Origin of the sequence: Methylobacter luteus IMV-B-3098 (assembly GCF_000427625.1) — a bacterium.
Lineage (GTDB): Bacteria > Pseudomonadota > Gammaproteobacteria > Methylococcales > Methylomonadaceae > Methylobacter > Methylobacter luteus.
In genome coordinates this window covers 2,857,528-2,880,971 of sequence record NZ_KE386569.1, presented here as the reverse complement: position 1 = coordinate 2,880,971, position 23,444 = coordinate 2,857,528, and the positions used below count along the sequence as shown (strand labels likewise).

The 23,444-nt window shown below is 56.0% G+C and carries 25 protein-coding genes and 1 pseudogene; 14 read left to right on the top strand and 12 right to left on the bottom strand.

Features of this window, described 5'->3' with window-relative positions:
- Positions 1-131: 131 nt before the first annotated feature.
- Positions 132-716, bottom strand: coding sequence for a HupE/UreJ family protein (locus METLU_RS0115330; protein WP_027158983.1), 585 nt, complete (start codon positions 714-716; stop codon positions 132-134).
- A gap of 175 nt (positions 717-891) precedes the next feature.
- On the opposite strand from METLU_RS0115330, the gene METLU_RS0115325 reads away from it, so the two are divergent.
- The 7 genes from METLU_RS0115325 to METLU_RS25535 all read left to right on the top strand — a co-directional run bounded on the left by METLU_RS0115325 (position 892) and on the right by METLU_RS25535 (position 8,429).
- Positions 892-1,080 carry a hypothetical protein gene (locus METLU_RS0115325; RefSeq protein ID WP_036243185.1) on the top strand — a complete coding sequence of 63 codons (189 nt, stop codon included), beginning with the start codon at positions 892-894 and terminating at the stop codon, positions 1,078-1,080.
- Positions 1,050-2,843, top strand: coding sequence for a thiamine pyrophosphate-requiring protein (locus tag METLU_RS0115320; RefSeq protein ID WP_231383624.1), 1,794 nt, complete (start codon positions 1,050-1,052; stop codon positions 2,841-2,843). Before METLU_RS0115325 ends, METLU_RS0115320 begins: the two co-directional genes overlap by 31 nt.
- Positions 2,844-3,085: 242 nt before the next feature.
- Complete coding sequence (locus tag METLU_RS0115315; RefSeq protein WP_027158980.1) at positions 3,086-4,054, top strand: cytochrome c oxidase subunit II; 969 nt, start codon at positions 3,086-3,088, stop codon at positions 4,052-4,054.
- Positions 4,055-4,065: 11 nt separating this feature from the next.
- The gene (gene ctaD, locus METLU_RS0115310) at positions 4,066-6,048 is read left to right on the top strand and encodes a cytochrome c oxidase subunit I (protein WP_027158979.1); all 1,983 of its coding nucleotides are present in this window, start codon (positions 4,066-4,068) and stop codon (positions 6,046-6,048) included.
- Positions 6,041-6,640 (top strand): cytochrome c oxidase subunit 3, encoded by a 600-nt coding sequence (locus tag METLU_RS0115305; protein WP_027158978.1) that lies wholly within the window; start codon positions 6,041-6,043, stop codon positions 6,638-6,640. Before ctaD ends, METLU_RS0115305 begins: the two co-directional genes overlap by 8 nt.
- Before the next feature lie 8 nt (positions 6,641-6,648).
- Entirely contained in the window at positions 6,649-7,068 is a 420-nt protein-coding gene (locus METLU_RS0115300; RefSeq protein ID WP_027158977.1) for a hypothetical protein, read from the top strand.
- Complete coding sequence (locus METLU_RS25535) at positions 7,050-8,429, top strand: c-type cytochrome (protein WP_081679116.1); 1,380 nt, start codon at positions 7,050-7,052, stop codon at positions 8,427-8,429. Before METLU_RS0115300 ends, METLU_RS25535 begins: the two co-directional genes overlap by 19 nt.
- Here the strand turns inward: METLU_RS25535 and METLU_RS29190 are convergent.
- A pseudogene (locus tag METLU_RS29190) lies at positions 8,344-9,077 on the bottom strand (cytochrome c oxidase assembly protein). The gene METLU_RS25535 and the pseudogene METLU_RS29190 overlap by 86 nt on opposite strands.
- A gap of 280 nt (positions 9,078-9,357) precedes the next feature.
- Here METLU_RS29190 and hemL point away from each other — a divergent pair.
- Positions 9,358-10,638 (top strand): glutamate-1-semialdehyde 2,1-aminomutase, encoded by a 1,281-nt coding sequence (gene hemL, locus METLU_RS0115285; protein WP_027158976.1) that lies wholly within the window; start codon positions 9,358-9,360, stop codon positions 10,636-10,638.
- A 105-nt stretch (positions 10,639-10,743) separates the two neighbouring features.
- The gene (locus tag METLU_RS0115280; RefSeq protein ID WP_027158975.1) at positions 10,744-12,072 is read left to right on the top strand and encodes a DNA recombination protein RmuC; all 1,329 of its coding nucleotides are present in this window, start codon (positions 10,744-10,746) and stop codon (positions 12,070-12,072) included.
- Here the strand turns inward: METLU_RS0115280 and METLU_RS0115275 are convergent.
- The 9 genes from METLU_RS0115275 to gshB are packed head-to-tail and all read right to left on the bottom strand — an operon-like array spanning position 12,069 to position 18,771.
- Positions 12,069-12,800: an LOG family protein gene (locus tag METLU_RS0115275; RefSeq protein WP_027158974.1), complete on the bottom strand. Its 732-nt coding sequence runs from the start codon at positions 12,798-12,800 to the stop codon at positions 12,069-12,071. The genes METLU_RS0115280 and METLU_RS0115275 overlap by 4 nt on opposite strands.
- 4 nt (positions 12,801-12,804) lie before the next feature.
- Positions 12,805-13,110 carry a c-type cytochrome gene (locus tag METLU_RS0115270; protein ID WP_027158973.1) on the bottom strand — a complete coding sequence of 102 codons (306 nt, stop codon included), beginning with the start codon at positions 13,108-13,110 and terminating at the stop codon, positions 12,805-12,807.
- Positions 13,100-14,401, bottom strand: a complete 1,302-nt coding sequence (locus METLU_RS0115265) for a dihydroorotase (RefSeq protein ID WP_027158972.1) — start codon at positions 14,399-14,401, stop codon at positions 13,100-13,102. The genes METLU_RS0115270 and METLU_RS0115265 overlap by 11 nt, the downstream gene beginning before the upstream one ends.
- Positions 14,398-15,363: an aspartate carbamoyltransferase catalytic subunit gene (locus tag METLU_RS0115260; RefSeq protein WP_027158971.1), complete on the bottom strand. Its 966-nt coding sequence runs from the start codon at positions 15,361-15,363 to the stop codon at positions 14,398-14,400. The genes METLU_RS0115265 and METLU_RS0115260 overlap by 4 nt, the downstream gene beginning before the upstream one ends.
- 5 nt (positions 15,364-15,368) lie before the next feature.
- Entirely contained in the window at positions 15,369-15,887 is a 519-nt protein-coding gene (gene pyrR / locus METLU_RS0115255) for a bifunctional pyr operon transcriptional regulator/uracil phosphoribosyltransferase PyrR (RefSeq protein ID WP_027158970.1), read from the bottom strand.
- Between the two features lie 6 nt (positions 15,888-15,893).
- Positions 15,894-16,346: a Holliday junction resolvase RuvX gene (gene ruvX / locus METLU_RS0115250; protein ID WP_027158969.1), complete on the bottom strand. Its 453-nt coding sequence runs from the start codon at positions 16,344-16,346 to the stop codon at positions 15,894-15,896.
- Positions 16,339-16,902 (bottom strand): YqgE/AlgH family protein, encoded by a 564-nt coding sequence (locus METLU_RS0115245; protein ID WP_027158968.1) that lies wholly within the window; start codon positions 16,900-16,902, stop codon positions 16,339-16,341. The genes ruvX and METLU_RS0115245 overlap by 8 nt, the downstream gene beginning before the upstream one ends.
- Before the next feature lie 40 nt (positions 16,903-16,942).
- Positions 16,943-17,809: an energy transducer TonB gene (locus tag METLU_RS0115240; RefSeq protein WP_231383623.1), complete on the bottom strand. Its 867-nt coding sequence runs from the start codon at positions 17,807-17,809 to the stop codon at positions 16,943-16,945.
- A gap of 11 nt (positions 17,810-17,820) precedes the next feature.
- On the bottom strand, positions 17,821-18,771 hold the full coding sequence (gene gshB, locus METLU_RS0115235; RefSeq protein ID WP_027158966.1) for a glutathione synthase: 951 nt from the start codon (positions 18,769-18,771) through the stop codon (positions 17,821-17,823).
- 144 nt (positions 18,772-18,915) lie between these two features.
- Between gshB and rpmB the strand changes: the two genes are divergently transcribed.
- Positions 18,916-19,152 carry a 50S ribosomal protein L28 gene (gene rpmB / locus METLU_RS0115230; RefSeq protein ID WP_027158965.1) on the top strand — a complete coding sequence of 79 codons (237 nt, stop codon included), beginning with the start codon at positions 18,916-18,918 and terminating at the stop codon, positions 19,150-19,152.
- Between the two features lie 11 nt (positions 19,153-19,163).
- Positions 19,164-19,319: a 50S ribosomal protein L33 gene (gene rpmG, locus METLU_RS0115225; RefSeq protein ID WP_005370539.1), complete on the top strand. Its 156-nt coding sequence runs from the start codon at positions 19,164-19,166 to the stop codon at positions 19,317-19,319.
- Between the two features lie 73 nt (positions 19,320-19,392).
- Here the strand turns inward: rpmG and METLU_RS0115220 are convergent, their stop codons facing one another.
- Positions 19,393-20,790: a cyclic nucleotide-binding domain-containing protein gene (locus METLU_RS0115220; protein ID WP_036243184.1), complete on the bottom strand. Its 1,398-nt coding sequence runs from the start codon at positions 20,788-20,790 to the stop codon at positions 19,393-19,395.
- Between the two features lie 252 nt (positions 20,791-21,042).
- On the opposite strand from METLU_RS0115220, the gene METLU_RS0115215 reads away from it, so the two are divergent.
- The 3 genes from METLU_RS0115215 (at position 21,043) to METLU_RS0115205 (ending at position 23,417) form a co-directional block, all read left to right on the top strand.
- Positions 21,043-22,407 (top strand): DegQ family serine endoprotease, encoded by a 1,365-nt coding sequence (locus METLU_RS0115215; protein ID WP_027158963.1) that lies wholly within the window; start codon positions 21,043-21,045, stop codon positions 22,405-22,407.
- 112 nt (positions 22,408-22,519) lie between these two features.
- Positions 22,520-23,041 (top strand): molybdenum cofactor biosynthesis protein B, encoded by a 522-nt coding sequence (gene moaB / locus METLU_RS0115210; protein ID WP_027158962.1) that lies wholly within the window; start codon positions 22,520-22,522, stop codon positions 23,039-23,041.
- Position 23,042: 1 nt separating this feature from the next.
- Positions 23,043-23,417 carry a DUF423 domain-containing protein gene (locus METLU_RS0115205; protein WP_027158961.1) on the top strand — a complete coding sequence of 125 codons (375 nt, stop codon included), beginning with the start codon at positions 23,043-23,045 and terminating at the stop codon, positions 23,415-23,417.
- Positions 23,418-23,444: the final 27 nt, after the last annotated feature.

The following is a 23,444-nucleotide window of genomic DNA, read 5'->3' as shown; positions in this document are numbered from 1 at the left end:
GGGTCGTAATAGTTGAAATTTTAATCGGCTATACAGGCAATCCGAGAACCTAAAGGCTGGTGGCTATAAACCCTAAACTTTATCATTTTATGCCGCCTGGTTCTACTGATCATCCGTTAAATCGGTGCGCTTTAGCTAATGCCCAGGCAGATGCCGCCAAATGTTATCGCGCCTCCGGCCAAACGCGTCACTTTCTCCATGCTCAGTTTCGGCAAGGCGATACCCACGACCAGGCCGGCCGCGTGCAGCAACGCTGTCGCCAGCACAAAGCCCAGACTGTAGGAAACCGCATCGGTAACCGACGGCATCTCGGCGCCATGCGCATAGCCGTGGCATAATGCAAAGACACCGACCATGCCCGCGCTGAGCGCCAGAGGCATCTCGAAAGCGCCGGCAATCAACGCCCCCAAAACCAGCACCGACATCAGGATGCCCTGCTCAATATAAGGCATGGCCATGCCTGAAAAGCCGAGCATGCCGCCAGCCACCATCATGACCACAAACGCGCCGGGCATGGCCCATAGCGCCCGCCCGCCGCGTTGCGCGGCCCACAGGCCAACGGCAACCATGGCAAGCACATGGTCGGCGCCGCCCACGGGATGACTGAAACCGGAAACAACCCCCATCATTTCATGATTACCCGTATGCGCCCAGGCGGAAACCGGCATAAGAAGGCACGGTGTCACGACAAATAACGATATGACTGATTTTTTCATGACTTTTTCCTCTCTCGTAAGCGGCAGTTTTTATATTTAAAGTCCATCCCGAAACATTCTATCAGCCGCCCAGTCGCATGCCAGATAAAAAATATTTGTTTAAGCTCGCTAGCGAACATACTGTGAATAGTCGGTGCGTAAGATAGCCAGGAAGAAAAACGATCAGGAGAACGACATGATCACGACCAAGAAAGACGACCAGCCCAATAAAGACACCCCCCCAAAATGCGCCCACCCCGGCTGCCACTGTCCGGCGCGGCCGGGCGAGAAATACTGCAGCGACTTTTGCGAAAACATCGTCGGCGAGGATATCTGCACCTGCGGGCATGCCGAATGCAAAACCCATACAGAGGCCAGGACATGAAAGAAAACGTCAGCGATTTTTTATTGCGCCGTTTGTCCGAATGGGGCGTCAAACGCATCTTCGGCTATCCCGGCGACGGCATTAACGGCGTGTTCGGGGCGCTGAACCGGGCTTCGGACTGGATGGATTTTATCCAGGTGCGGCACGAAGAGACCGCCGCCTTCATGGCCTGCGCGCACGCCAAATTCACTGGCGAAGTCGGCATCTGCGTCGCTACCTCGGGTCCCGGCGCGATTCATCTGCTGAACGGGTTGTATGACGCCAAGCTCGATCATCAGCCCGTGGTCGCGATCGTCGGCCAGCAGAAGCGCACCGCCCTGGGCGCCAATTACCAGCAGGAAGTCGACCTCGTGTCGTTGTTCAAGGATGTCGCGCATGAATATGTGCATATGGTGTCGACGCCGGCGCAGATACGCCACATGGTCGACCGCGCCATGCGCATCGCCCAGTCGGAACGCAGCGTCTGCTGCCTCATCATTCCTAACGACATCCAGGAAATGGACGCCGAAAAGCCGCCGCGCGAGCATGGCACCGTCTATTCGGGCATCGGCTATCAGGCCCCGCGCACCGTGCCGCAAGCCGAGGAATTGCAGCATGCCGCCGACATCCTGAACGCCGGCGAAAAAGTCGCGATGCTGGTCGGCGCCGGCGCGCTGCACGCCACGGCCGAGATCATCGAGGTGGCCGACCTGCTCGGGGCCGGCATTGCCAAGGCGCTGCTGGGCAAGGCCGCCGTGCCCGATGACATCCCTTATGTGACCGGCTCCATCGGCCTGTTGGGCACCCGGCCCAGCTACGAGATGATGACCGACTGCGACACGCTGCTGATGGTCGGGTCGAGTTTCCCCTATTCCGAATTCCTGCCCGAGGAAGGCCAGGCGCGCGGCGTGCAGATCGACATCAACGGCCGCATGCTCAGCATCCGCTACCCGATGGAAGTGAATCTGGTCGGCGACAGTGCCGAAACGCTCAGATTGCTGATTCCGCTGCTGCACAGGAAAGAAGACCGAAGCTGGCGCAACCGCATCGAAAAAAATGTTGAGGAATGGTGGGAAACGCTGGAGGATCGGGCCATGGAATCGGCTAATCCGATCAATCCGCAACGCGTCTTTTCAGAACTGTCGCCGCGCCTGCCCGATCATTGCATACTGACCTGCGACTCGGGTTCCGTCACGAACTGGTACGCGCGCAACCTGAAAATCCGGCGCGGCATGATGGCCTCGCTGTCGGGAGGACTTGCGACCATGGGCGGCGGCGTGCCTTATGCGATGGCGGCCAAATTCGCTCATCCCGATCGCGTGACCGTCGCGCTGGTCGGCGACGGCGCCATGCAAATGCTGGGCATGAACGAACTGATCACGATCGGCAAATACTGGCAGCGCTGGAGCGACCCGCGCCTGATCGTGATGGTCCTGAACAACCGCGACCTGAACCAGGTGACATGGGAACAGCGCGCCATGGTCGGCGATCCCAAGTTCGAAGCCTCCCAGGACCTGCCCGATTTCCCCTACGCGCGCCTGGCCGAGTTGATTGGCCTGATGGGCATACGCGTCGACCAGCCGGAACAACTGGCCGATGCCTGGGAGCGCGCGCTCAGCGCCGATCGCCCGGTCGTGCTGGAAGCCTATGCCGATCCCGACGTGCCGCCCCTGCCGCCGCATATCACCTTCAAGCAGGCTAAAGCTTATGCCTCGGCAATTCTGCAGGGCGATCCGGATTCGGCCGGTATCCTGAGCGCCTCCGTGAAGCAGATTCTGAATTAAATGAGCGGCCGTTGAGTGGAGGGAATGAATCATGTAGGGCACGTATCGCATACCCTCTTCTGAAACGCTCATAATCGGTGCATGTTTATCACCCAGCCGGAACGCGAGGACCGAGTTATGGTCTTAAAACACAGATTGATGGCTTTAACAACGGAGTGATAAACATGAACAATCTTCCAGGTCAGCCGCGCCGTTTTGCACAAAGACGACTGAAGCACCGAACCTGAGCCGCGCGCCCAGCCATGAGCATCGCCCTGCCAGAAGAGGAAATCGCGCCGCTCAACTATTTCCTGCACAGCTATGGCCCGGCCTCAACGCCGACGCTGCATCTGGGCTGGGTGTTTGCATCGATTGTGGCCATGGTTTTTCTTATCGTTGCAGCACTCCTGATCGCGGCGCTTGTGCATAAACGCCAGCCGGACACCGGCAAGATTGATAATGACGATAACGGGCTGCGGTGGATTTATATCGGCACCGGCATCTCGACCTTCCTATTGTTCGGCATGGCCGTCTACGCCCTGCTCACGTTAAACGCAATAACCAAGCCGCCGCAGCCTCCGGCGCTGACTCTGACCATTACCGGTTACGACTGGTGGTGGAAGGTCGAGTATGAACATGATGACCCGAGGCTCAATTTTGTAACGGCCAATGAAATACACATCCCGGTCGGCGTGCCCGTCCTGGTCAAGCTGAAAAGCGCCGATGTCATACACGCCTTCTGGGTCCCCGTGCTGGCCGGCAAAACGCAGATGATTCCGGGCCTGATCAACCGGCAATGGCTACAGGCCGACATCCCAGGCATCTACCGCGGCGAATGCACGCAGTACTGCGGGCTTCAGCATGCGCACATGGCATTGGAAGTGGTTGCGCAAAGTCCCGCCGAATTCCGGCAGTGGCAAGCCGCTCAACGCAAACCAGCTGTTCTGTCATCTGCAAGCGATATCGATGCCGGCAGGAAAACATTTATGGATCATTGTTCGGGTTGCCATTCGATACGCGGCACCGAGGCCGTGGGCGCTCATGCGCCCGATCTGACGCACCTGAAATCGCGCCGCCTGATTGCGGGCGGAACGTTCGTCAATACGCCAGAGCAACAGAAACAATGGATCGCCCATGCCCAGGAACTCAAGCCGGGAGCACGCATGCCCAGCATGGTCTTGTCGCCGGCCGAGATGGCCTCGCTGTCGGCCTTTTTATCGACACTTGATTAAGGATGCACGCCATGACAGATAGCGCCGACAGCTCCCTCATCCGCGTACCCGAGGTGGGCTGCGCCCCGCGCGGATCGGACGCCGAAATACGCCTGGCCAGTTTATGGGAAACGCCGCCCGGCTGGCGCGGCTGGCTGTCGACGGTGGATCATAAAACCATCGGCCTGCGTTATCTGGTCACGGCCTTCCTGTTTTTGCTGCTGGGCGGCATCGAGGCGCTAATCATGCGCCTGCAACTGGCGCGCCCGGACCAGACACTGCTGACGCCGGAGCAGTACAGTCAGCTGTTCACGATGCACGGCGTGACGATGATTTTTCTGTACGCGCTGCCGGTATTGTCGGGCTTTTCCAATTATTTATGGCCGCTGATGCTCGGCTCGCGGGACATGGCGTTCCCGCGCCTCAACGCGTTATCGTACTGGCTGTTCCTGTTCGCGGGCCTCTTCCTGTACGCCAGCTTTCCGCTGGGTCAGGCACCGAACGACGGCTGGTTCAATTACGTGCCGCTGACGGATCGCCTGTACAACACCGGCCCCAACATCGATGTCTACGCGCTGGGCATGGTGCTGCTGGGCATCTCGACGACGGTCGGCTCGATCAATTTCATCGTCACGCTGTTCCGCATGCGCACGCCCGGCATGTCGATCGACCGCGTGCCGATCCTGGTCTGGGGCACGCTGACGGCGTCGGTCGCCAATGTGTTCGCCATTCCCGTCGTCAGTCTGGCCTTTTTTATGCTCTGGCTGGACCGGCAATTCGGCACGCACTTCTTCGATGTCGTGAACGGCGGCAAGCCGCTGCTGTGGCAGCACCTGTTCTGGATGTTCGGGCATCCGTGGGTTTACGCGGTCGTGCTGCCGGCCATGGGCATCGTGTCGGACGCGCTGCCCACGTTCTGCCGCCGACCGCTGGTCGGTTACGCCCCTGTCGCCCTATCCACGATGGCGACCATGCTGCTCGGTTTCGGGGTCTGGATTCATCACATGTTCGCCACGGGCCTGCCGTCGCTGGCGCTGTCGTTCTTCGGCGCGACCAGCATGGTCATCTCGATCCCCAGCGCCGTCGCCGTGTTCGCATGGATCGCGACGATTTGGCTGGGCCGCCCGGTTTTCAATACGCCATTCCTGTTTTTCGCCGGTTTCGTGCTGCTGTTCGTGATAGGCGGACTCTCAGGCGTTATGGTTGCGGCCGTGCCGCTGGATTTTCAGCTCAACGAGACCTATTTCGTGGTCGCGCACTTGCATTACGTCCTGCTCGGCATCAATGTGTTCCCGGTCGTGGGCGGCATCTATTACTGGTTTCCCAAATTCTTCGGCCGCATGATGAGCGAAACGCTGGGGAAATGGAGTTTCTGGGTCATGTTCATCGGCTTTAATGCAGGCTTCTTCCCGATGCACATCGCCGGCCTGCTGGGCATGCCCCGGCGCATCTATACCTATGCGCCCAACATGGGCTGGAATACGGTCAATCTGATCACATCGGTAGGCGCGTTCGTGTTCGCCGCCGGCCTGCTGCTGTTTCTGGTCAACGTCGTCGTCAGTCTGAGGCGCGGCGCCCTGGCGGCGGAAAATCCCTGGGCCGCGCCGACGCTGGAGTGGGCCACGCCTTCGCCGCCGCCGGCTTACAATTTCGCGGTCATTCCCATCATTGCCAGCCGCCATCCTTTATGGGAAGACTGGGTGGACGAAGGCTACGGCCGCTCCAGTCTCGAAACCGGCTATCTGCTCATGGAAGGGCGCGAAACGCTGGGCACGACGCCGCTCGACGCCAGGCCGGACGTCATTCTGAAAATGCCTGACGATTCCTATGCGCCGTTCTTTCTCGGGCTGTTCAGCAGTCTGGTTTTTGCCGGCATGCTGCTGCATGCCTGGGATTTTACCGGCCTGATGGTGATGGCATCCAGCCTGTCGCTGATTGCCTGGTTGTGGCCGAGCAAGGCGCTGGCGCAGCGCGTGCCCGCCATTAAAACCGACAAAGGAGTCGCCCATGTCTGAGGTGATGCAACTGGACCGGCCGCTGCCGGTCGGCAGTGAAGGCAAACGCGCCGGCGGCTGGTGGGGACTGCTGGCCCTGATCGTGACCGAGGGCGCGCTGTTCGGGTATCTGCTGTTTTCCTACTTCTATCTGGCCTCGCAGACACAGCAGCACTGGCCGCCGGAAGGCCTGCCGCCTTTGGGCATAGCCAGCCTGAACACGGTAATCCTGCTGGCCAGCAGCGGTTTTGTCTGGGCCAGCGAGCGCTGCATCCGGCGCAGGCAATTGCAGTGGAGCCTGGCATCGATGGCCGTAGCTATCCTGCTGGGTGCCGGCTTTGTGCTGATTCAGTTCAGGGAATGGAGTCATAAGTCCTACGACATGACCACAAACCTGTATGATTCGCTGTACTTCACGATCACGGGCTTTCACCTGCTGCATGTCGCCGTCGGGCTGGTGATCCTGCTGCTGTTGCTGCTCTGGACCGCGCTCGGCTATTTTGATGACCGGCGTTATGCCGCTGTCACGATTGGCGGCGTTTACTGGCATTTCGTCGACGTGGTCTGGCTGTTCGTCTTTACCACGCTGTACCTGACGCCCTACCTTTTTTAGGAGATGCCATGTTCGCCGACGCTAATCCCTCAGCCTCATTCAAACGACCTGACCGGGTAAGCGCTCCGCGTCTGCTAGTGGCGCTGTTCGGCGCACCGGCCGCCTGGATAGCGCAGCTGTCGTTGAGCGAGCCGCTGGCCGCCCATGCCTGCTTTCCCCAGCAAGCGCCGCTGCCCGAGCCGCTCTGGCAGGGATTGCCAATCATGCTGGTCGTGATCAGCGGCGTTTGCCTGGCAGTAGCCCTGCTCTCGGGATTCATGGCCTGGACCTTGTGCCGACAAACACATGCGCCATTATTGGAAGAGCGTGACGATCGAACCCAATTTTTGGCAAAATTGAGCGCCATGTCGAGCTTCATCTTCACCATGGCGGTACTGTTCACGGCTTGCGCAGTCTTGCTGGTGTCGCCATGCAGCCCTTGGCTTTGAACCCCATGGCATGGCGCATCGTAAGAATCACGACCGGTATCTGTGCTGCACTGTTATCGGCCCTTGCCATGGCACAAACCGACATGGCCATCAGCCGGGGCGCTTACCTGGCCCGGGCAGGGGATTGCGTGGCCTGCCATACGGCAGGAACGGAAGGCGCGCCTTTTGCCGGCGGCCTGCCGATCAACTCGCCTTTCGGGATCATCTATTCGACGAACATCACGCCGGACCCTGAAACCGGTATCGGCCGCTACACGCTGGAGGATTTCAGCCGCGCGCTCAGGGACGGCATCGCCATGGGTGGCAAGCGCCTGTATCCGGCCATGCCCTATGCTTCGTTCACAGCCATATCGGACGATGATATCCGCGCCCTGTACGACTATTTCATGAAAGAGGTGAAGCCGGTCAAACATCGACCGCCCGAAACCCGGCTTCCTTTTCCGTTCAATCAGCGCTGGACGCTGTTGCTCTGGGATGCGCTCTTCGTCAACCACGAGCGCTATCAACCGAGCCCGGACCGCGATGCAGAATGGAACCGGGGCGCGTATCTGGTACAGTCCCTGGGGCATTGCGGCGCCTGCCACACGCCGCGCGGCCTGGCCTTTCAGGAAAAAGGTTACACGGAAGCTTCTCCGGACTATTTGACCGGCGCGGTCGTCGATAACTGGTTTGCCGCCAATCTGACCGGCGCGCCGGCTTCAGGGCTGGGCCGGTTCCCGGAAAAAGCCATTGCTGACTTTCTGGGAACCGGCCACAGCGATGTGGGCGTGGTTTTCGGCAACATGGTGGAGGTGATTGAGAACAGCACGAAGTATTTGCGCAAGCAGGATCTCAAGGCTATCGCCCACTATCTGAAGTCTTTGCCGCCCCGGAGCGAAAAAGCTTCCTACGAGCCCGATGCGCCGGCCGTGGGCATAGAACTGTCGGCGATCGTAACCGGCGAAATCGAGCGGCCGGGCGTCGGCATTTATCAGTCGTTCTGCGCCAAATGCCATAAGGCGACCGGTGAAGGTGAAGCGCGCAAATTTCCGAGGCTGGCCGGCAATCCGTCCGTGCTTGCTCGAAACCCTACGTCGCTGATCCACCTGACGCTGGAAGGCGGCGAGATCACGCAGACTCAAAAAAGGTCGAAATCCGAAAAAATGCCCAGCTTTGCCCAAAAACTATCCGACCTTGAAATCGCCGAAGTCCTGAGCTTTATCCGCAATAGCTGGGGTAATGTCGCGTCGACCGTCACGGCGCGCGAGGTTTCGTCGTTGCGCGAGGCGTTGAGGCTTAAGCCTGCGCATGTTTCCGAAACCAGCGCAGACCGCACCAGCCGCCGGCGAGCAGATAAGGCAGGCCGCCCGGCACCCACATGATCAGGCCGGCCAGTTGCTGGTCCTGAAGATCGAGCATGTCGCCGTATAAAGGCGTCTGCGCGAAAGTCAGCAGCGCGCCGAGCATGCCCGTGTGCATGAATGTGATCAGCAGGGCCGGCAAGGCCGCTGCGCTATGTCGAGCCAATACCGACCACCAGAATATGGCGGCACCCAGGGCGAAGCCGGCATGTTCGACGAAATGCCATCCGGGATTGGCCAACGCCAGGTTATAAAACTTTGGCGCATGCCAGAACCAGATCACGGCGCCCTGCAAGCCACCTGCCCAGATCGGGTAACGGCTTAAATGCAAAAGCGGCCTGTCCGCCCCATTGCCGCCAGCCATTGCGGCAATGGCCGCGCCAGCGCATAGAACGGAGCGATCACGGCCATAATCAACAGATGCTGGATCATGTGCGCGGCCGAGCCGCTTCCGAGCCAGGGCGCCAACGGCCCGAACGTGATCAAGGCCGCCACCAGACCGGCTCCGTGAAATGCCAGCCATCGTCCTGCCGTGGGTCGCACGCGCCGGGCTCCGATGCAATAGATTAACCAGAGAGCAACCAGCAACAGCCCGCTGAATATTACCGGTAATCGTGCTCTACTTGTTTCTTCAATCAGCCCGTGCGCCTGAGCCGGTCCAATCTGCATAAACATGCCGATTATCGGCAGCCAACCCCGCCGGCAGATCATTTTTAGAATACGTGACAGCGAAAACCAGCGCATGATTCTCCCTTTTCAATTACTGAAGCCAATTCATCAGTTTTAAAACCGAACATGTTTATATCAGCGGCCGCTATCAACATAATACAGGCAAAAAAGCGGGTCTGTGCGGCAGCATACGCATCTTGATCACGCTCCCCCTTCCAATCCCAGCCAAGTTCCCCTATCCTTTACGTCACTGAAAATTAACCTTGAAACTAAAGAAATTATGACTGAAGCAGCTGTTTTATTTTCCGATGCCAAACGTGTCATTCCGGGCGGCGTGAATTCACCGGTCCGCTCTTTCAGCGGCGTAGGCGGCACGCCCGTTTTCATCGACCATGCCAGTGGCGCTTATATTTACGACAGCCAGGGCAACCGTTATATCGATTACGTCGGCTCATGGGGCCCCATGATTCTGGGCCATGCCCATCCTGAAGTGATTGCGGCAGTCAAGGCTGCCGCCGAAAAGGGCCTGAGCTTCGGCGCACCGACCGAAATCGAAACAATTATGGCCCAGCGCGTGACCGAGCTGGTGCCATCCATCGATCTGGTCAGAATGGTCAGCTCCGGCACCGAAGCGACCATGAGTGCGATCCGGCTGGCGCGCGGCTATACCGGCCGTGACAAGATCGTCAAATTCGAAGGCTGCTATCACGGCCATTCCGACTCCCTGCTGGTCAAGGCCGGCTCCGGCGCATTGACGCTGGGCGTGCCGAGCTCGCCGGGCGTGCCGGCCGCCTTCGCCGAAAACACTGTTACTCTAGCTTATAACGACAGCGAGGCGGTCAAAGCGCTGTTTGCCGACATCGGCGAGCAGATCGCCTGCATTATCGTCGAGCCGGTCGCCGGCAACATGAACTGTATTCCGCCAGTGCCGGGCTTTCTGGAAACCTTGCGTCAGGTCTGCGATCAGTACGGCAGCGTGCTGATTTTCGATGAAGTCATGACCGGCTTTAGGGTCGGCCTGCATGGCGCGCAAGGCCTGTATAACATTACCCCCGATCTGACGACGCTGGGCAAGGTCATAGGCGGCGGCATGCCGGTCGGCGCTTTCGGCGGCAAGCGGAAAATCATGGAATGCCTGGCCCCGCTGGGCCCTGTCTACCAGGCCGGCACGCTGTCCGGCAATCCGGTCGCGATGGCCGCCGGTTTGAAGACGCTGGAATTGATTGCGCGCCCCGGCTTCTTTGAAGATCTGACGGCAAAAACCGAAAAACTGACGGCAGGCATGAAGCAGCGCGCCCAAGAGGCCGGCATTGCGCTGACCACCAATGCCGTCGGCGGCATGTTCGGGCTGTTTTTCACCGAAGCCGAACAGGTAACGAGCTTTGCCCAGGCCATGCAATGCGACCAGAACCTGTTCAAACGCTTCTTCCATGCCATGCTGGAACAAGGCGTTTATCTGGCCCCGTCTGCCTTTGAAGCGGGTTTCGTTTCCGCCGCGCACACCGATGAAGACCTGAACCAGACGCTCGATACCGCCGAGGCCATCTTCAAGCGTTTATAAACAAAAATATAATGAATGGTATAAGCTCGCGATTCGTGTTCATAATAATATTCGCTGAAGACGAACGCGGCGCTATCATCCCATTCTTGAAATCCGAGATGTAATATGGATTTGCTCAATAGCATGCCCGCCTGGGCATCTGCCTTAATCGGCGCCTTGACGGGTGCATTACTGATGCACCTGTTCAATGGCCGCAATAAAGCGCTTATTAGGCGGCTGTCGACCGATCTGGCTGTCGCTGAAGAAAAATTAAAGCAGTTGCCAGCCCGCGAAGCCGAATTAAAACAGTATCAGCAGTTCCTGATTCAAGCCCAAACCCAAAATGCCCAATTGCAAGCACGCATGGACGAACAGGCCAAGCATGCGGCCGAGAAACTGACGCTACTACAGGATGCCGAAATCCGGCTGAAAACCCAGTTTGAGAACCTGGCCGGCAAGATCTTCGACGAACGCAGCCGGCAGTTTACCGAACACAACAAAGCCAGCCTAGATCACATCGTGACGCCGCTGCGCGAGCAGCTGGGCGAGTTCAAGCAGCGCATCGAAACGGTTTACGATAATGAAAACAAGGACCGCATTTCCCTGCGCGAAGAAATCGTCTCGTTGCGGCGCGACACGGCGCAGATGAATCAGGAGGCCCTGAACCTGACGCGCGCCCTGAAAGGCGACAAGAAAGCCCAGGGCAACTGGGGCGAGATGATACTGGAAAAGGTGCTGGAGCAATCGGGGCTGCGCAAGGGCATCGAGTACGAGACCCAAGGCGCGTTCAGAGACGAGGACAACCGGCTGTTCAAGCCCGATGTCATCATCCGCCTGCCTGAGGGCAAGGACATCATCATCGACTCCAAGGTGTCGCTGCTGGCCTATGAACGCTACTGTTCCAGCGAAGACGACCAGGACAGGACGCAGGCTTTGAAGCAGCACACGGAAGCCGTGCGCGAGCATATCAAGAGCTTGAGCCAGAAAGACTACGCCAGCCTGAAAGGGCTTCGGTCGCTGGATTTCGTCTTGCTGTTCATGCCGATCGAGCCGGCCTTCATCGCCGCCGTCCAGACCGACGAGCGCTTGTTCACCGATGCCCTTGAGCACAAAATTGTGATCATCACACCGACCACGTTACTGGCAACCCTGCGCACGATCGAGAATATCTGGCGCTACGAGCGCCAGAACGAGAATGCCCGGGCCATCGCCGACAAAGCGGGCATCCTTTATGACAAGATCCGCGGTTTCGTCGACGATCTCGATAGACTGGGCAGGCAGCTGAGCACCGTCAACGCGACCTATGACAGCGTCATGAATAAATTGACGCGCGGCAACGGCAACCTGATTCGCCAGGCCAGCAGTTTTGTCGACCTGGGCGTTAAAGTCAAAAAACCGTTTCCTAAGAGCATTACCGAGCAAGCCGGGCTGGAGAGCGACGAGATCGAGTATTAGCTGAACGCTTCAGCCTCACGTCTTGATTCCCTGATTGACCGCGCACGTTGCCTGTTTTTCCATTCCCGGTGCTCGACCATGACCTGCAGCACTTCCTGCGGGTCATCAGTGACTTTGATTAAATCCAGATCTTTTGGAGAGATAGTTTCATACTTGATCAGCGTCGTTTCAACCCAGTCGATCAGGCCGGCCCAGAACTCGCTGCCGAACAATACCAGAGGCATCGGATATATTTTACGCGTCTGCATCAGCGTCAGCGCCTCAAAAAACTCATCAAGCGTGCCGAAGCCGCCGGGCATGCAGATATAACCCATCGAATAGCGCACGAACATGACTTTACGCACGAAAAAATAACGAAAATCCAGCGTGACATTCTGATAAAGATTGGACCTCTGCTCCATCGGCAGATTGATGTTCAGGCCGATGGAGTGGCGCTTTTGCAGGTAAGCGCCCTTGTTGGCCGCCTCCATGATGCCGGGACCGCCGCCGCTGATGATCGCAAAACCGTTTTGCGCCAGCAGTTCGGCGACTTCGACCGTTTTTTGATAATACGCATGGTCCTGGCCCAGCCGCGCCGAGCCGAAAATCGACACGGCATCGCACAGGCCGGACAGTTTGTCGAAGCCCTCGGTAAATTCGCTGATGATTCTGAAGATGCGCCAGGACTGGTCGCCTTTCATATCCTCGATAATGTCCCTGGCGTCGTAATGATTCTTCCAGCAATCCATCGCTTCAATCTTTCAGGCTGTGGTCCAGGACATATCCGCTGAGCGCACGCATTTCCCTACCTTCAATATGGGGGAATTTCGGCATTATCAGCGAACCGGTATGGACTTTATTGGCGATATAAGCCGGCGTCGCCTTGTCGCTATCCAGCGTGAACAGCATGCCCGGCACGTCTTTTACAGCCGTGCTGTGACATTCGGCGCAAGCAGACGCGAAGATCTGCTCGCCGCTGGCGCCGGATTCAGGCATATAGTCTCTTGTGCAGCCCGCTATCAGCAGGGCCGCGCCGATAACGGTCAGCTTATTGCTCATGACCGGCTCCCTGCGCCAGTTCGTGAATGATTCGACCGCCCTGCAGGGTATGCGTCACGCGACCTTTCAGCGTCTGGCCCCAGAACGGCGTGTTGACGCCCTGGCTTTTCCAGTTGTCCTGATTGACCTGCCATGCCAGTTCCGGATCAAACACGCAGATATCGGCGGAAAATCCCGGCGTCAGCGCGCCGCTTCTCAGGCGCAGAATCTGCGCCGGTTTCTCGCTCAGGGCCGCGATGCCCTGCGTCAGCGTGATGGCCCGCTGCGCGACGAGGCTCAGCATCAAAGGCAGCAGCGTTTCCAGCGTCGACATGCCCGGCTCGGTTTCCGGAAACGCGCCGAGCTTGGCGTCGATATCATGCGGCTGGTGGTCGGAGCAGATGCTGTTGATCGTGCCGCCGGCCAGGCCTTGCCGCAGATACTCCTTATCCTCTTCGGTGCGCAGCGGCGGCAGGACATGATAGGCGCTGTCGAACGGCGCGATGTCGTTTTCGGTCAGATGCAGCTGATGCATGGCCACGTCGGCGCTAACATCGAGACCGTATTTCTTCGCCTGATGGATTCTGATGACCGAACGCTTGCCGCTGAGCTGACCGAAATGCACGCGGCAGCCGGTCAGTTCGGCCAGCTCCAGGCATTGCGCCAGGGCGATGGTTTCGGCCGCTTCCGGTATGCTCGGCAACCCGTAACGTGTCGCGAACGCGCCCTCATGTGCGCAACCATTATTGCCCAGCCAATAATCGTTGGGCCGGAACATCAGCAGCAGGTCATGACTGGCTGCGTATTCCATGGCGCGGCGCAGAATCAGCAGATTCCTGACTGGCTGATTGGCATTGCCGACCGCGATGCAGCCGGACTGTTTCAGCGCCAGCATGTTGCTCAGTTCGGTGCCCTCCAGTTTCTGGCTCAGCGCTGCAATCGGATAGATTTGCGCATAGCCGGCTTTTTCGGCGATGTCCTTGACCAGTTCGGCGACGGCCGGCGTATCGATGACCGGCACGGTATCGGGCTGAAGGCATAGGGTCGTCACACCGGCACTGGCAGCGGCCACCGTTTCGCTGGCGAAAGTCGCCTTGCGGCTTTGCCCCGGCTCGCGCAGGCGCGTGCTCAGGTCTATGAAGCCAGGGCAAATGATCTGATTGCGAGCATCAATAATCCGGTCGGGCTTGAAGCCGTCCGGTTCGTTGAGCACGGAGACGATCTTGCCGTTAGCGATATAGACGGAACCGATATGGTCAATTTTGTTGGCGGGATCGATGATGCGTCCCTGACTGATTTGTATGCGGCTCATGATAAGCCCCCCTGTCTTTGCATGGCCATGGACATGACCGCCATGCGCACGGCGATGCCGTTGCTGACCTGCTTCAGAATCACGGACTGCGGGCCGTCGGCCACTTTGGAATCAATTTCAACGCCGCGATTGATCGGCCCGGGATGCATGACGATAGCGTCGGGCTTGGCGATTTTCAGCTTGTCTTCGGTCAGTCCGAAGCATTTGAAATACTCGCTTTCGCTGGGCAACAGCGCCGAGGTCATGCGTTCTTTCTGCAGGCGCAGCATGATGATGACATCGATATCTTTCAGGCCTTCGTTTAAGTTATGCGACACGGTCACGCCGAGCGTCTCCACATGCGCGGGCAGCAGCGTTTTGGGGGCGATGACGCGGACTTCGGCCGCGCCCAGGGTGTTCAATGCCAGAATCTGCGAGCGCGCGACCCGTGAATGCAGAATATCGCCGATAATCGCCACGCGCAGATGTGAGAAATCCTGTTTGATCTGGCGTATCGTGAACATGTCCAGCATGGCCTGGGTCGGATGCGCGTGCTGGCCGTCGCCGGCATTGATCACGCTGATGTGCGGCGCCGTGTGCTGGGCGATAAAGTGGGCCGCGCCGCTGATGGCATGGCGCACGACAAACATATCCACGAACATCGATTCCAGGTTGCGAATGGTGTCGAGCAGGCTTTCGCCTTTCGAGGTCGCTGATGTGGCGATGTTCATGCTCAGAACGTCGGCGGACAGGCGCGTGGCAGCCAGTTCGAATGTCGTGCGCGTGCGCGTGCTGTTTTCAAAGAACAGATTGACGATGGTCTTGCCGCGCAGCAGCGGGACTTTTTTGACTTGTTGCTCGGACATGCCGGCAAAGGACTCGGCGGTGTCGAGAATTTCCGTCAGCAGGCTTTTGTCCAGCCCTTCAATGGTCAGGAAGTGCTTGAGCTTTCCTTCCGAGTTTAACTGTAGATTATCAGCCATAAATATTATGCGGCTTCCTCAATCGTTTGCACATGAATCGCCAGAGGTTCGGGGCCGGTCAGTTTGATGCGCTCATTGGCATTGAGCGTAATAACGGCGCCGGCGCAATCGGGGCTGAGCGGAATCTGCCGGCCGTCGCGCTCTATCAGCACGGCCAGAACCACCTGGTTAGGCCGGCCGTAGTCGAAAATTTCATTCAGCGCGGCGCGGATCGTGCGTCCGGTATAAAACACATCATCGACCAGGATAATATCGCGGCCTTCGATATTGGGCGGAAGCTGGCTGGGCTTGATGTTCGGGTTGACGCCGATTTGCGAAAAATCATCGCGATAAAACGAGATGTCCAGCAGCCCCAGCGGCTCGCTCAACTGCAGGCGCTGGTGCATGTGTTCGGCAACCCAAACGCCGCCGGTACGAATACCGATCATCAAGGGATTCTCAAGCCGACGTTCGACAATAACGCTTTTCAGCTCGGCTTCCAGTTTATTCAGTAATGTGGGAATTTCCAGATTGTGCGTAGTCATGTTTTACTATTTATGGTCATTAAGCCAGGTTTGCAGGATAAGCTGGGCGGCCAGTTGATCCTGCACTTCCCAGAGCTTGGCCGCATTGACGCCGACTTCATCGAACAGCATCTGTTTGGCTTCGAATGTCGACAAGCTTTCATCCTGTTGGTAAACAGGCAGGTGGTAACGCCCTTCCAACTGCCGGCAAAATTTTAGCATGCGCGGCGTGACAGGATTATCTGAGCCATCGGCCTGCCTGGAAACGCCGACCACGAGCCCGGCGGGCCGCCATTGCTGTATCAGTTTGCCGATGACATCCCAATTGGGCGTTTGGTTGATGGAGCGGATGGTTTGCAGTGGACTTGCCGTCCCTGTGGTCGTTTGCCCGACGGCGACTCCGATCTTCTTATTGCCGAAATCAAAGCCCAGATAGGTGTCGGACGCCGCTTTCGCTAACAGCGGGTCTTGTTTAGCCATGCCCAGCCGGTGTCGTCAACAAATTGATATTGATGCCGATCTGGCTGGCTGCGGCGCTCCAGCGCTGCTCAATCGGCGTATCGAATAAAACGGCTTTGCCGCAAGGCGTATTCAGCCAGGCGTTGTTTATCATTTCGCTTTCCAGCTGGCCTTCCCCCCAGCCTGCATAGCCTAAAGCGACCAGGTACTGTTCAGGGCCTTCGCCAACTGCGATGGCTTCCAGTATGTCGCGCGAAGTTGTCAGGGAAATGGAGTCGGACACCGCCATGCTCGAATCCCAGTCGCCACAGGGGCTATGGATCACAAAACCGCGCTCCAGCTGTACCGGACCTCCGATGAAAACAGGTGCATCAACCGCTGCCTCGGACGTGACGCGGATTTGCATCTGCTTAAAAATCTCGTCCAGTTTCATATCCGCTGGCCGGTTGATGACGATCCCCAAAGCGCCCTCTTCATTATGCTGACACAAGTAGGTCACGGTATGAAAAAAGTTGGGATCCGCCAAATTGGGCATGGCGATAATGAATTGATTGGTTAAATAAGTTACTCCGTTCATGAACCGTAGTATCAGGGGTTATGGTTGGCTCTGCAAATATTTATTGCGAAGTCATGCCGGATTCATCGGAAAACTTCCAGACTCTGGGAATCACCAATACTTTGGTCTCTTTGAGCACTTCCGCCGGCAATGGCGGAAAAGGCGCACTCATTTTGACAATGTTTTTGGCAGCCTCATCAAGTGCGGGATTGCCCGAGGATCTGTTGATGCGTATGCTGAAGATACTGCCGTCGGCGCTGATACCGACATCCATCGTCAATGTCGCCGAGAAGTTTTTCTTGGCCGCGACTTCCGGGTAGTTGAGATTGCCGGTCCGTTCCACTTTGCTTTCCCAGTCCTTCATGTATTGCATGCCGATCGCTTTGTGGGCGCTCAATTGGTTGACAAATTTTATCCCTGCATTATCTGCGCTTTCCTGTTTAAGCCTTATTTCGGCGCCTAATTGAGCAATCTGTTGTTGCAGGGCTTCGGCCGACAAATGCGGACGCGGTTGCTGTTCATGTTTGCCATCCTCCGGTTTGCTGACTGCAACCACTTTTTGTTCGGCGATCTTTTGCACGACGACTTTTTCCACCGCCTTGGGCTTGCTTTTGACCTCTGTTGTCTTTTTGGCGACCGGCTGGGCTTCGTTCGCCCCCTGGCTGGGCAATTGCTGCTTGGGCGGCTCCGGCTTCCGGGTTTCTTCACCGGCACCTATCTGATTTTCCTGCGCCAGAAACTTTGCCTCTTTGGGAGCCTTTTTCGCCGGCGCGTTGACCAGAACGATATCGATGGACCGGTGGACTTTCTCCGGTTTCGGCATGCTGAAGTTAATCCCTAAAATAAGCACGATATGCACGACAGACGCCGAAAACAGCGTAATCAATAATGAATCATTATTCGACAGGGATGGAGGAGGATCGAACATGGCTACAGCATTCATCGTTGAATATTACTTTCAATATGGTCCATCAACAGACCGGAAATATTAAGCCCAAACTGCCGGTCCAGTTCCTGCACGCAAGTTGGGCTGGTGACATTGATTTCAGTCAGCGTATCGCCGATCACATCGATGCCGGCAAAAACGAGGCCTTTTTCCCGCAGGGTCGGCCCGACCTGGTTGGCAATCCACAAGTCCCTGTCCGTCAATTTGCGCCCTTCGGCAGTGCCGCCGGCCGCCAGATTGCCGCGCGTCTCGCCCTGGGCGGGGATGCGCGCCAGCGCGTAAGGCACGGCCTCGCCGTTAACCAGCAGAATACGCTTATCGCCGTCTTTGATTTCCGGCAGATATTTCTGCGCCATCACATAGCGGCTGTTGTATTGTGTCATGGTTTCCAGAATCACGCTGAGATTGGGGTCATTCTGACGCAAATGAAAAATTGAAGTCCCGCCCATACCGTCCAGCGGCTTTAGAATGATTTCTCCGTGTTCCTGCAGGAAATGCCGGATTCTGGCAGGCTCCCTCGCCACCAAGGTCGGCGCGCAGCATTGCGGAAACCAGGCCGTAAACAGCTTCTCATTGGCATCGCGCAGCGACTGCGGCTTGTTGACGACATAAACCCCCATGCTTTCCGCGCGTTCCAGGAGATAAGTCGCATAGATGTATTCCTGATCGAAAGGCGGATCTTTGCGCATCAGGATCACGTCCAGCATATCCAGAGCAATATCCTGCTCCGCCAGGAACTGATACCACTGTTTTTCGTCGCGCTGAACGGTCAGCGTCCGCGTCCTGGCATAGGCTCTGCCGTCTCTCAGGTACAGATCGTTGAGTTCCATATAATGCAGTTCCCAGCCTCTAGACTGGGCTTCAAGCAACATGGCAAAACTGGTGTCTTTTTTTATGTTGATATGGCCGATGGAATCCATGACCATGCCGAGCTTAATAGGCATGAGGGTCCTGTTGTGATTACTTGAAAAACGAATAGTGGATGGTTTTATGGGTGTCATTTTATCGATTGTTGTTTACCTTGAAAAGATTTTTTGGTATAAAGCTCGGCTAACTTTTGAATTTAAAGGCACACTAAGAGGTTAATCATGTCCAGAGTATGTCAAGTAACAGGCAAACGCCCCGTTACCGGAAATAACGTATCGCACGCCAACAATAAAACCAAAAGACGCTTCAGCCCGAACTTGCAACACCACAGATTCTGGGTGGAAAGCGAAAACCGCTGGGTTCGTCTCAGAGTTTCTGCTAAAGGCATGCGTGTCATCGATAAAAAAGGCATTGACGCTGTTCTGGCTGATTTGCGTAAACGCGGCGAAAATTCTTAAGGGGATAGAAAATGCGCGATAAAATCAAACTGGTTTCTACTGAAGGCACTGGCCACTTCTATACCACGACTAAAAACAAACGTACAATGCCTGAAAAAATGGAGATCAAAAAATTTGATCCCGTTGTTCGCAAGCACGTTATCTACAAAGAAGCCAAAATCAAGTAATAGTTGGTTTGCCAACTTCTTTTAAGTCGCCTGGCTGACCACAGTTGGCTCCAACTGTGGTTTTGCTAGCTTCCTAGAGGACGCCCTGATCACCTTTAGCTTTATCCAGCATCTGCGTCAGCTTTTCCATCTGCTTTTGCAGGATACGGTATTGCCTTAAAACCTCCTCCTTCCCAACCTCCAGTTTCAGGCATTTATCGTTGAGCTGAAGATTTGCTCTTCTGAGCGCTTCATTCTCCGACTTCATAAGCCTGAGTTGATCTTCCAGAGCACCACTGTCTGCCGCGGATAATATCTGATCAGACTGTTCCTGCTTATCTTGCGGATGAGGCTCGTCTACGGAACTGATCAGCGTCTCAATACCATCATCTATAACGAAATGTGCTGTTTCATGTTCCGATTCCGGCACTTTTTTCACTTCGGGCTTCGCTGCAGCGCCATTCATGCCGCCTTTCAAAATCAGGGCATTAAACCTGTGCCTGAGCAATAAAAAAGCAGCCGCCTCACTGACCTTGCCATTGTCGCAAACCACAACGACAGGCTGTTCGCGGTTGAGGGTTTTAAGCTGCATTCTTAATGAGAAAAAGGGGGCATTGATGGTGCCAGGCAAATGTCCGGCTTTATAGTCATCCTGGGAACGAACATCCAGCAGGATTGCGCCCTGGCTCAAGACTTCCTGCATCTGCGCCTGATCAATAAATTTCAGCGAAGGCTCTTTGATCAAGGACGAAAAGTGCTGCTCATCCAGACGCAGCAAAACCATATTCGTCAGTGCTGTTATGGTAACGTTTCTTGGCGCGCCGGAAAGCAGCGCATCTTCTCCGAAAGCCTCGCCTTTGCCTAGTTGCGCCAGTTTAATATCTCTCGCATTGGGCGAAGGCTTGCGCGATACCAGGCAGTAACCGCTTTTTATCAGATAATAGTAATCACCAACATCACCCTGACTGATAATGGTTTCGCCTTCGTCAACACAGACCTCTTCCAGCGTGATCAGGATTTTTTGCAGATTGGCAGGCGGCAGGCGCTGAAAAACAGGTGATTTCAATAATGCTGTCATCCAATCATTTGGATCATCTTCAGGTTCTTCAATGACCATATAACTATTGTCCTCTTTGTAGTCCAAGGGCGTCGGATTATTAACGGTATCGGCATCCAGTCGCAGAAAACGCACGACGCCATTCGCGACGGCATCGATTTTCCTCGGGATCTGGTGAGCCAACGCGAATCTGGCGGCTTCGCTCTCGGCGGCAATCACTTCTATGATGAGCCCTTCCGCCTGAAGCGTAACTTCACCGCTTAATAGATAAATGAGACGCGGATCCGTGTCTCCTTTTTTAAATAATGTCCCGCCCCGAGTTCCTTCGATGACCGTATTTTCGCATAAGGCATTGAATTGAGCGCCCGGCAATGTGCCCAATGGAATCAGCTTGCGAATAATCAGTCCATCTTCGGAATTGACATCTATAGCCATCAGAATATCTTTAAGCGGGATTCATATTGAAGAATAGTCCATTTTTCACGTTTGACTTGCCAGTCCTGATTCTAACAGGTACACGCTTTCCAAAAAATGAACCGATTCTCAAAATCAGAAAAAGCACTTCCCATTTTTCGCCAAAACATTCATCAGTTAATTTATTATGAATGAACAACTCAGCCTTGTATTAAACATTTTTGAACCCATATTGTCTATGGCACACGATTAACCCATTCCCGGAAATTCATGATGAATAATAAATTAGTAAAACAGTTGTTATTAATGACTCTTTTGCCCGTTTACCTTACAGCACCCTCGGTCACGCATGCCGTATTGCCGGCTTACGCGGAAGGACAAGCATTGCCGTCATTGGCGCCGATGCTTGAGCGCAGCATGCCGGCCGTGGTCAATATCTCTACGTCGACCAATATCCAGATCAGGGAAAACCCGCTAATGCAGGATCCGTTTTTCCGCCATTTTTTTCAATTGCCCAATCAGCCACCACGGCAGCAGCAAAAGAACAGCCTGGGTTCCGGCGTTATCATCGACAGCGAACACGGCTTCGTGCTCACCAATAATCACGTCATCGACAAAGCCGATAAAATCATGGTGACCCTGAACGACGGCCGTCAACTCAATGCCGAACTAATAGGCACCGACCCGGAGGCCGATGTCGCCGTTATCCAGATTCCGGCCGATAATCTAACCGAGCTGCCCATTGCCGATTCCAGCCTGCTCAAAGTCGGCGATTTCGTCGTGGCTATCGGCAATCCGTTCGGCCTGGGACAAACCGTCACGTCAGGCATTATCAGCGCCTTGGGCCGATCAGGCCTGGGCATAGAAGGTTATGAGGACTTCATCCAGACCGATGCTTCCATCAACCCCGGCAATTCAGGCGGCGCACTGGTTAATCTGCGCGGCGAATTTGTCGGCATGAATACAGCCATTCTGGCGCCCACTGGCGGCAACGTCGGCATCGGCTTTGCCATCCCGGCCAATATGGTCATGACGATCAAGGAATCTCTGGTCAAACACGGCGAAGTCAGACGCGGCTTGCTGGGCGTGACAACCCAGGATCTTAGCGCCGAACTGGTCAAGGCGTTTAATCTTGAAAGCAAAAACGGCGCCGTGATCAGCCGGGTCGAAAACAACTCACCGGCCGCCAGAGCCGGCCTGGAACCGGGTGACATTATCGTGTCCGTGAACGACCGAGCTGTTAAAAACAGCCATGACATTCGCAATATCATAGGCCTGATGCAGATCGGCGACAAAGTGGACATACAATACTTCCGCGGCAGTGAGAAAAGGGAAACGACAGCCACGATCGGCAAGCCGCAACGGCCGCAACTGGCCGGCAACAAGCTGCATCCGACACTGCAGGGCACTGTGTTAAGCGCCACGCAAAAAGATCAGGTTGAAGGGGTTTTAATCGAAAAAATCGACACGTCATCAAAAGCGTGGCGCGCAGGCTTGCGCCCCGGCGATGTGATTGTGACGGCAAACCGCTATCGCATTCATAATCTTGACGAATTGGCCCAAGTGGTCAGCCCGAACGGTCCTCTGCTGATCAATATTCAGCGCGGAGCGGAAGCTTTCTTTCTTGTATTGCAGTAATATAAGGTTAAACCCTCATCGAGGGCGGCCGGTTGGCCGCCCTTTTTTGCCATGCACAAAATGAATCGTGCATTGCCTGAGCGATCGACTGGTCGCCCTTATTTTCTAGATTATGACGACTGAAAAACAATTTATCCCGTTAAATATTGCCGTACTGGTGGTTTCGGACACCCGTACCGATAGCAACGATATTTCCGGCAAAACCCTGGTGGAACGTGCTCAGGATGCAGGACACCAGGTCATCGAAAAGAAAATAGTGCCCGATAATATTTACCAGATCCGGGCCGCTGTTTCGGCATGGATTGCCGACGAAGGCATTAACGCCATCCTGACCACGGGCGGCACCGGCGTGACGGGCCGGGACGGCACCCCGGAAGCGGTCGGGCCTTTACTGGACAAGGTGCTGGACGGTTTCGGCGAAATCTTCAGGATGCTGTCGTATAAGGATATTAAAACCTCGACGATTCAATCCAGGGCAATCGCCGGCGTCGCCAATGCGACCTATGTTTTTTGCCTGCCGGGCTCATCAGGCGCATGCCGCACAGCCTGGGATGACTTAATCAAGGAGCAGCTCGATTACCGGACCCGTCCGTGCAATCTCGTCCAGCTCATGCCCAGACTGATGGAAAAATAATATGAACTCGCTATTTTTATGTCTTGGCGCAATCAGCGCCTTTTTAGGCGTCAGCATGGGCGCGTTTGGCGCGCACGCCTTAAAAACCGTCCTGAGCTCCGACATGCTCGAGGTCTACAAAACCGCAGTCAGCTACCAGATGTGGCACGCGCTGGGGCTGATCGCTATCGCCTTCATACCGCAGGCGTCCGAGTCGGCACTGGTGCACTGGGCCGGCTGGCTCATGTTCGCCGGCACACTGCTGTTTTCCGGCAGCCTTTACCTGCTGACCATCTTCAATCTGAAATGGTTGGGCATGATTACGCCGATAGGCGGCGTTGCTTTTTTAAGCGCATGGTTACTTATCGCCATTTTTGCTGTCAAAACCCAATCCTGACTTTAATCAACAAATATTCCCGAATAA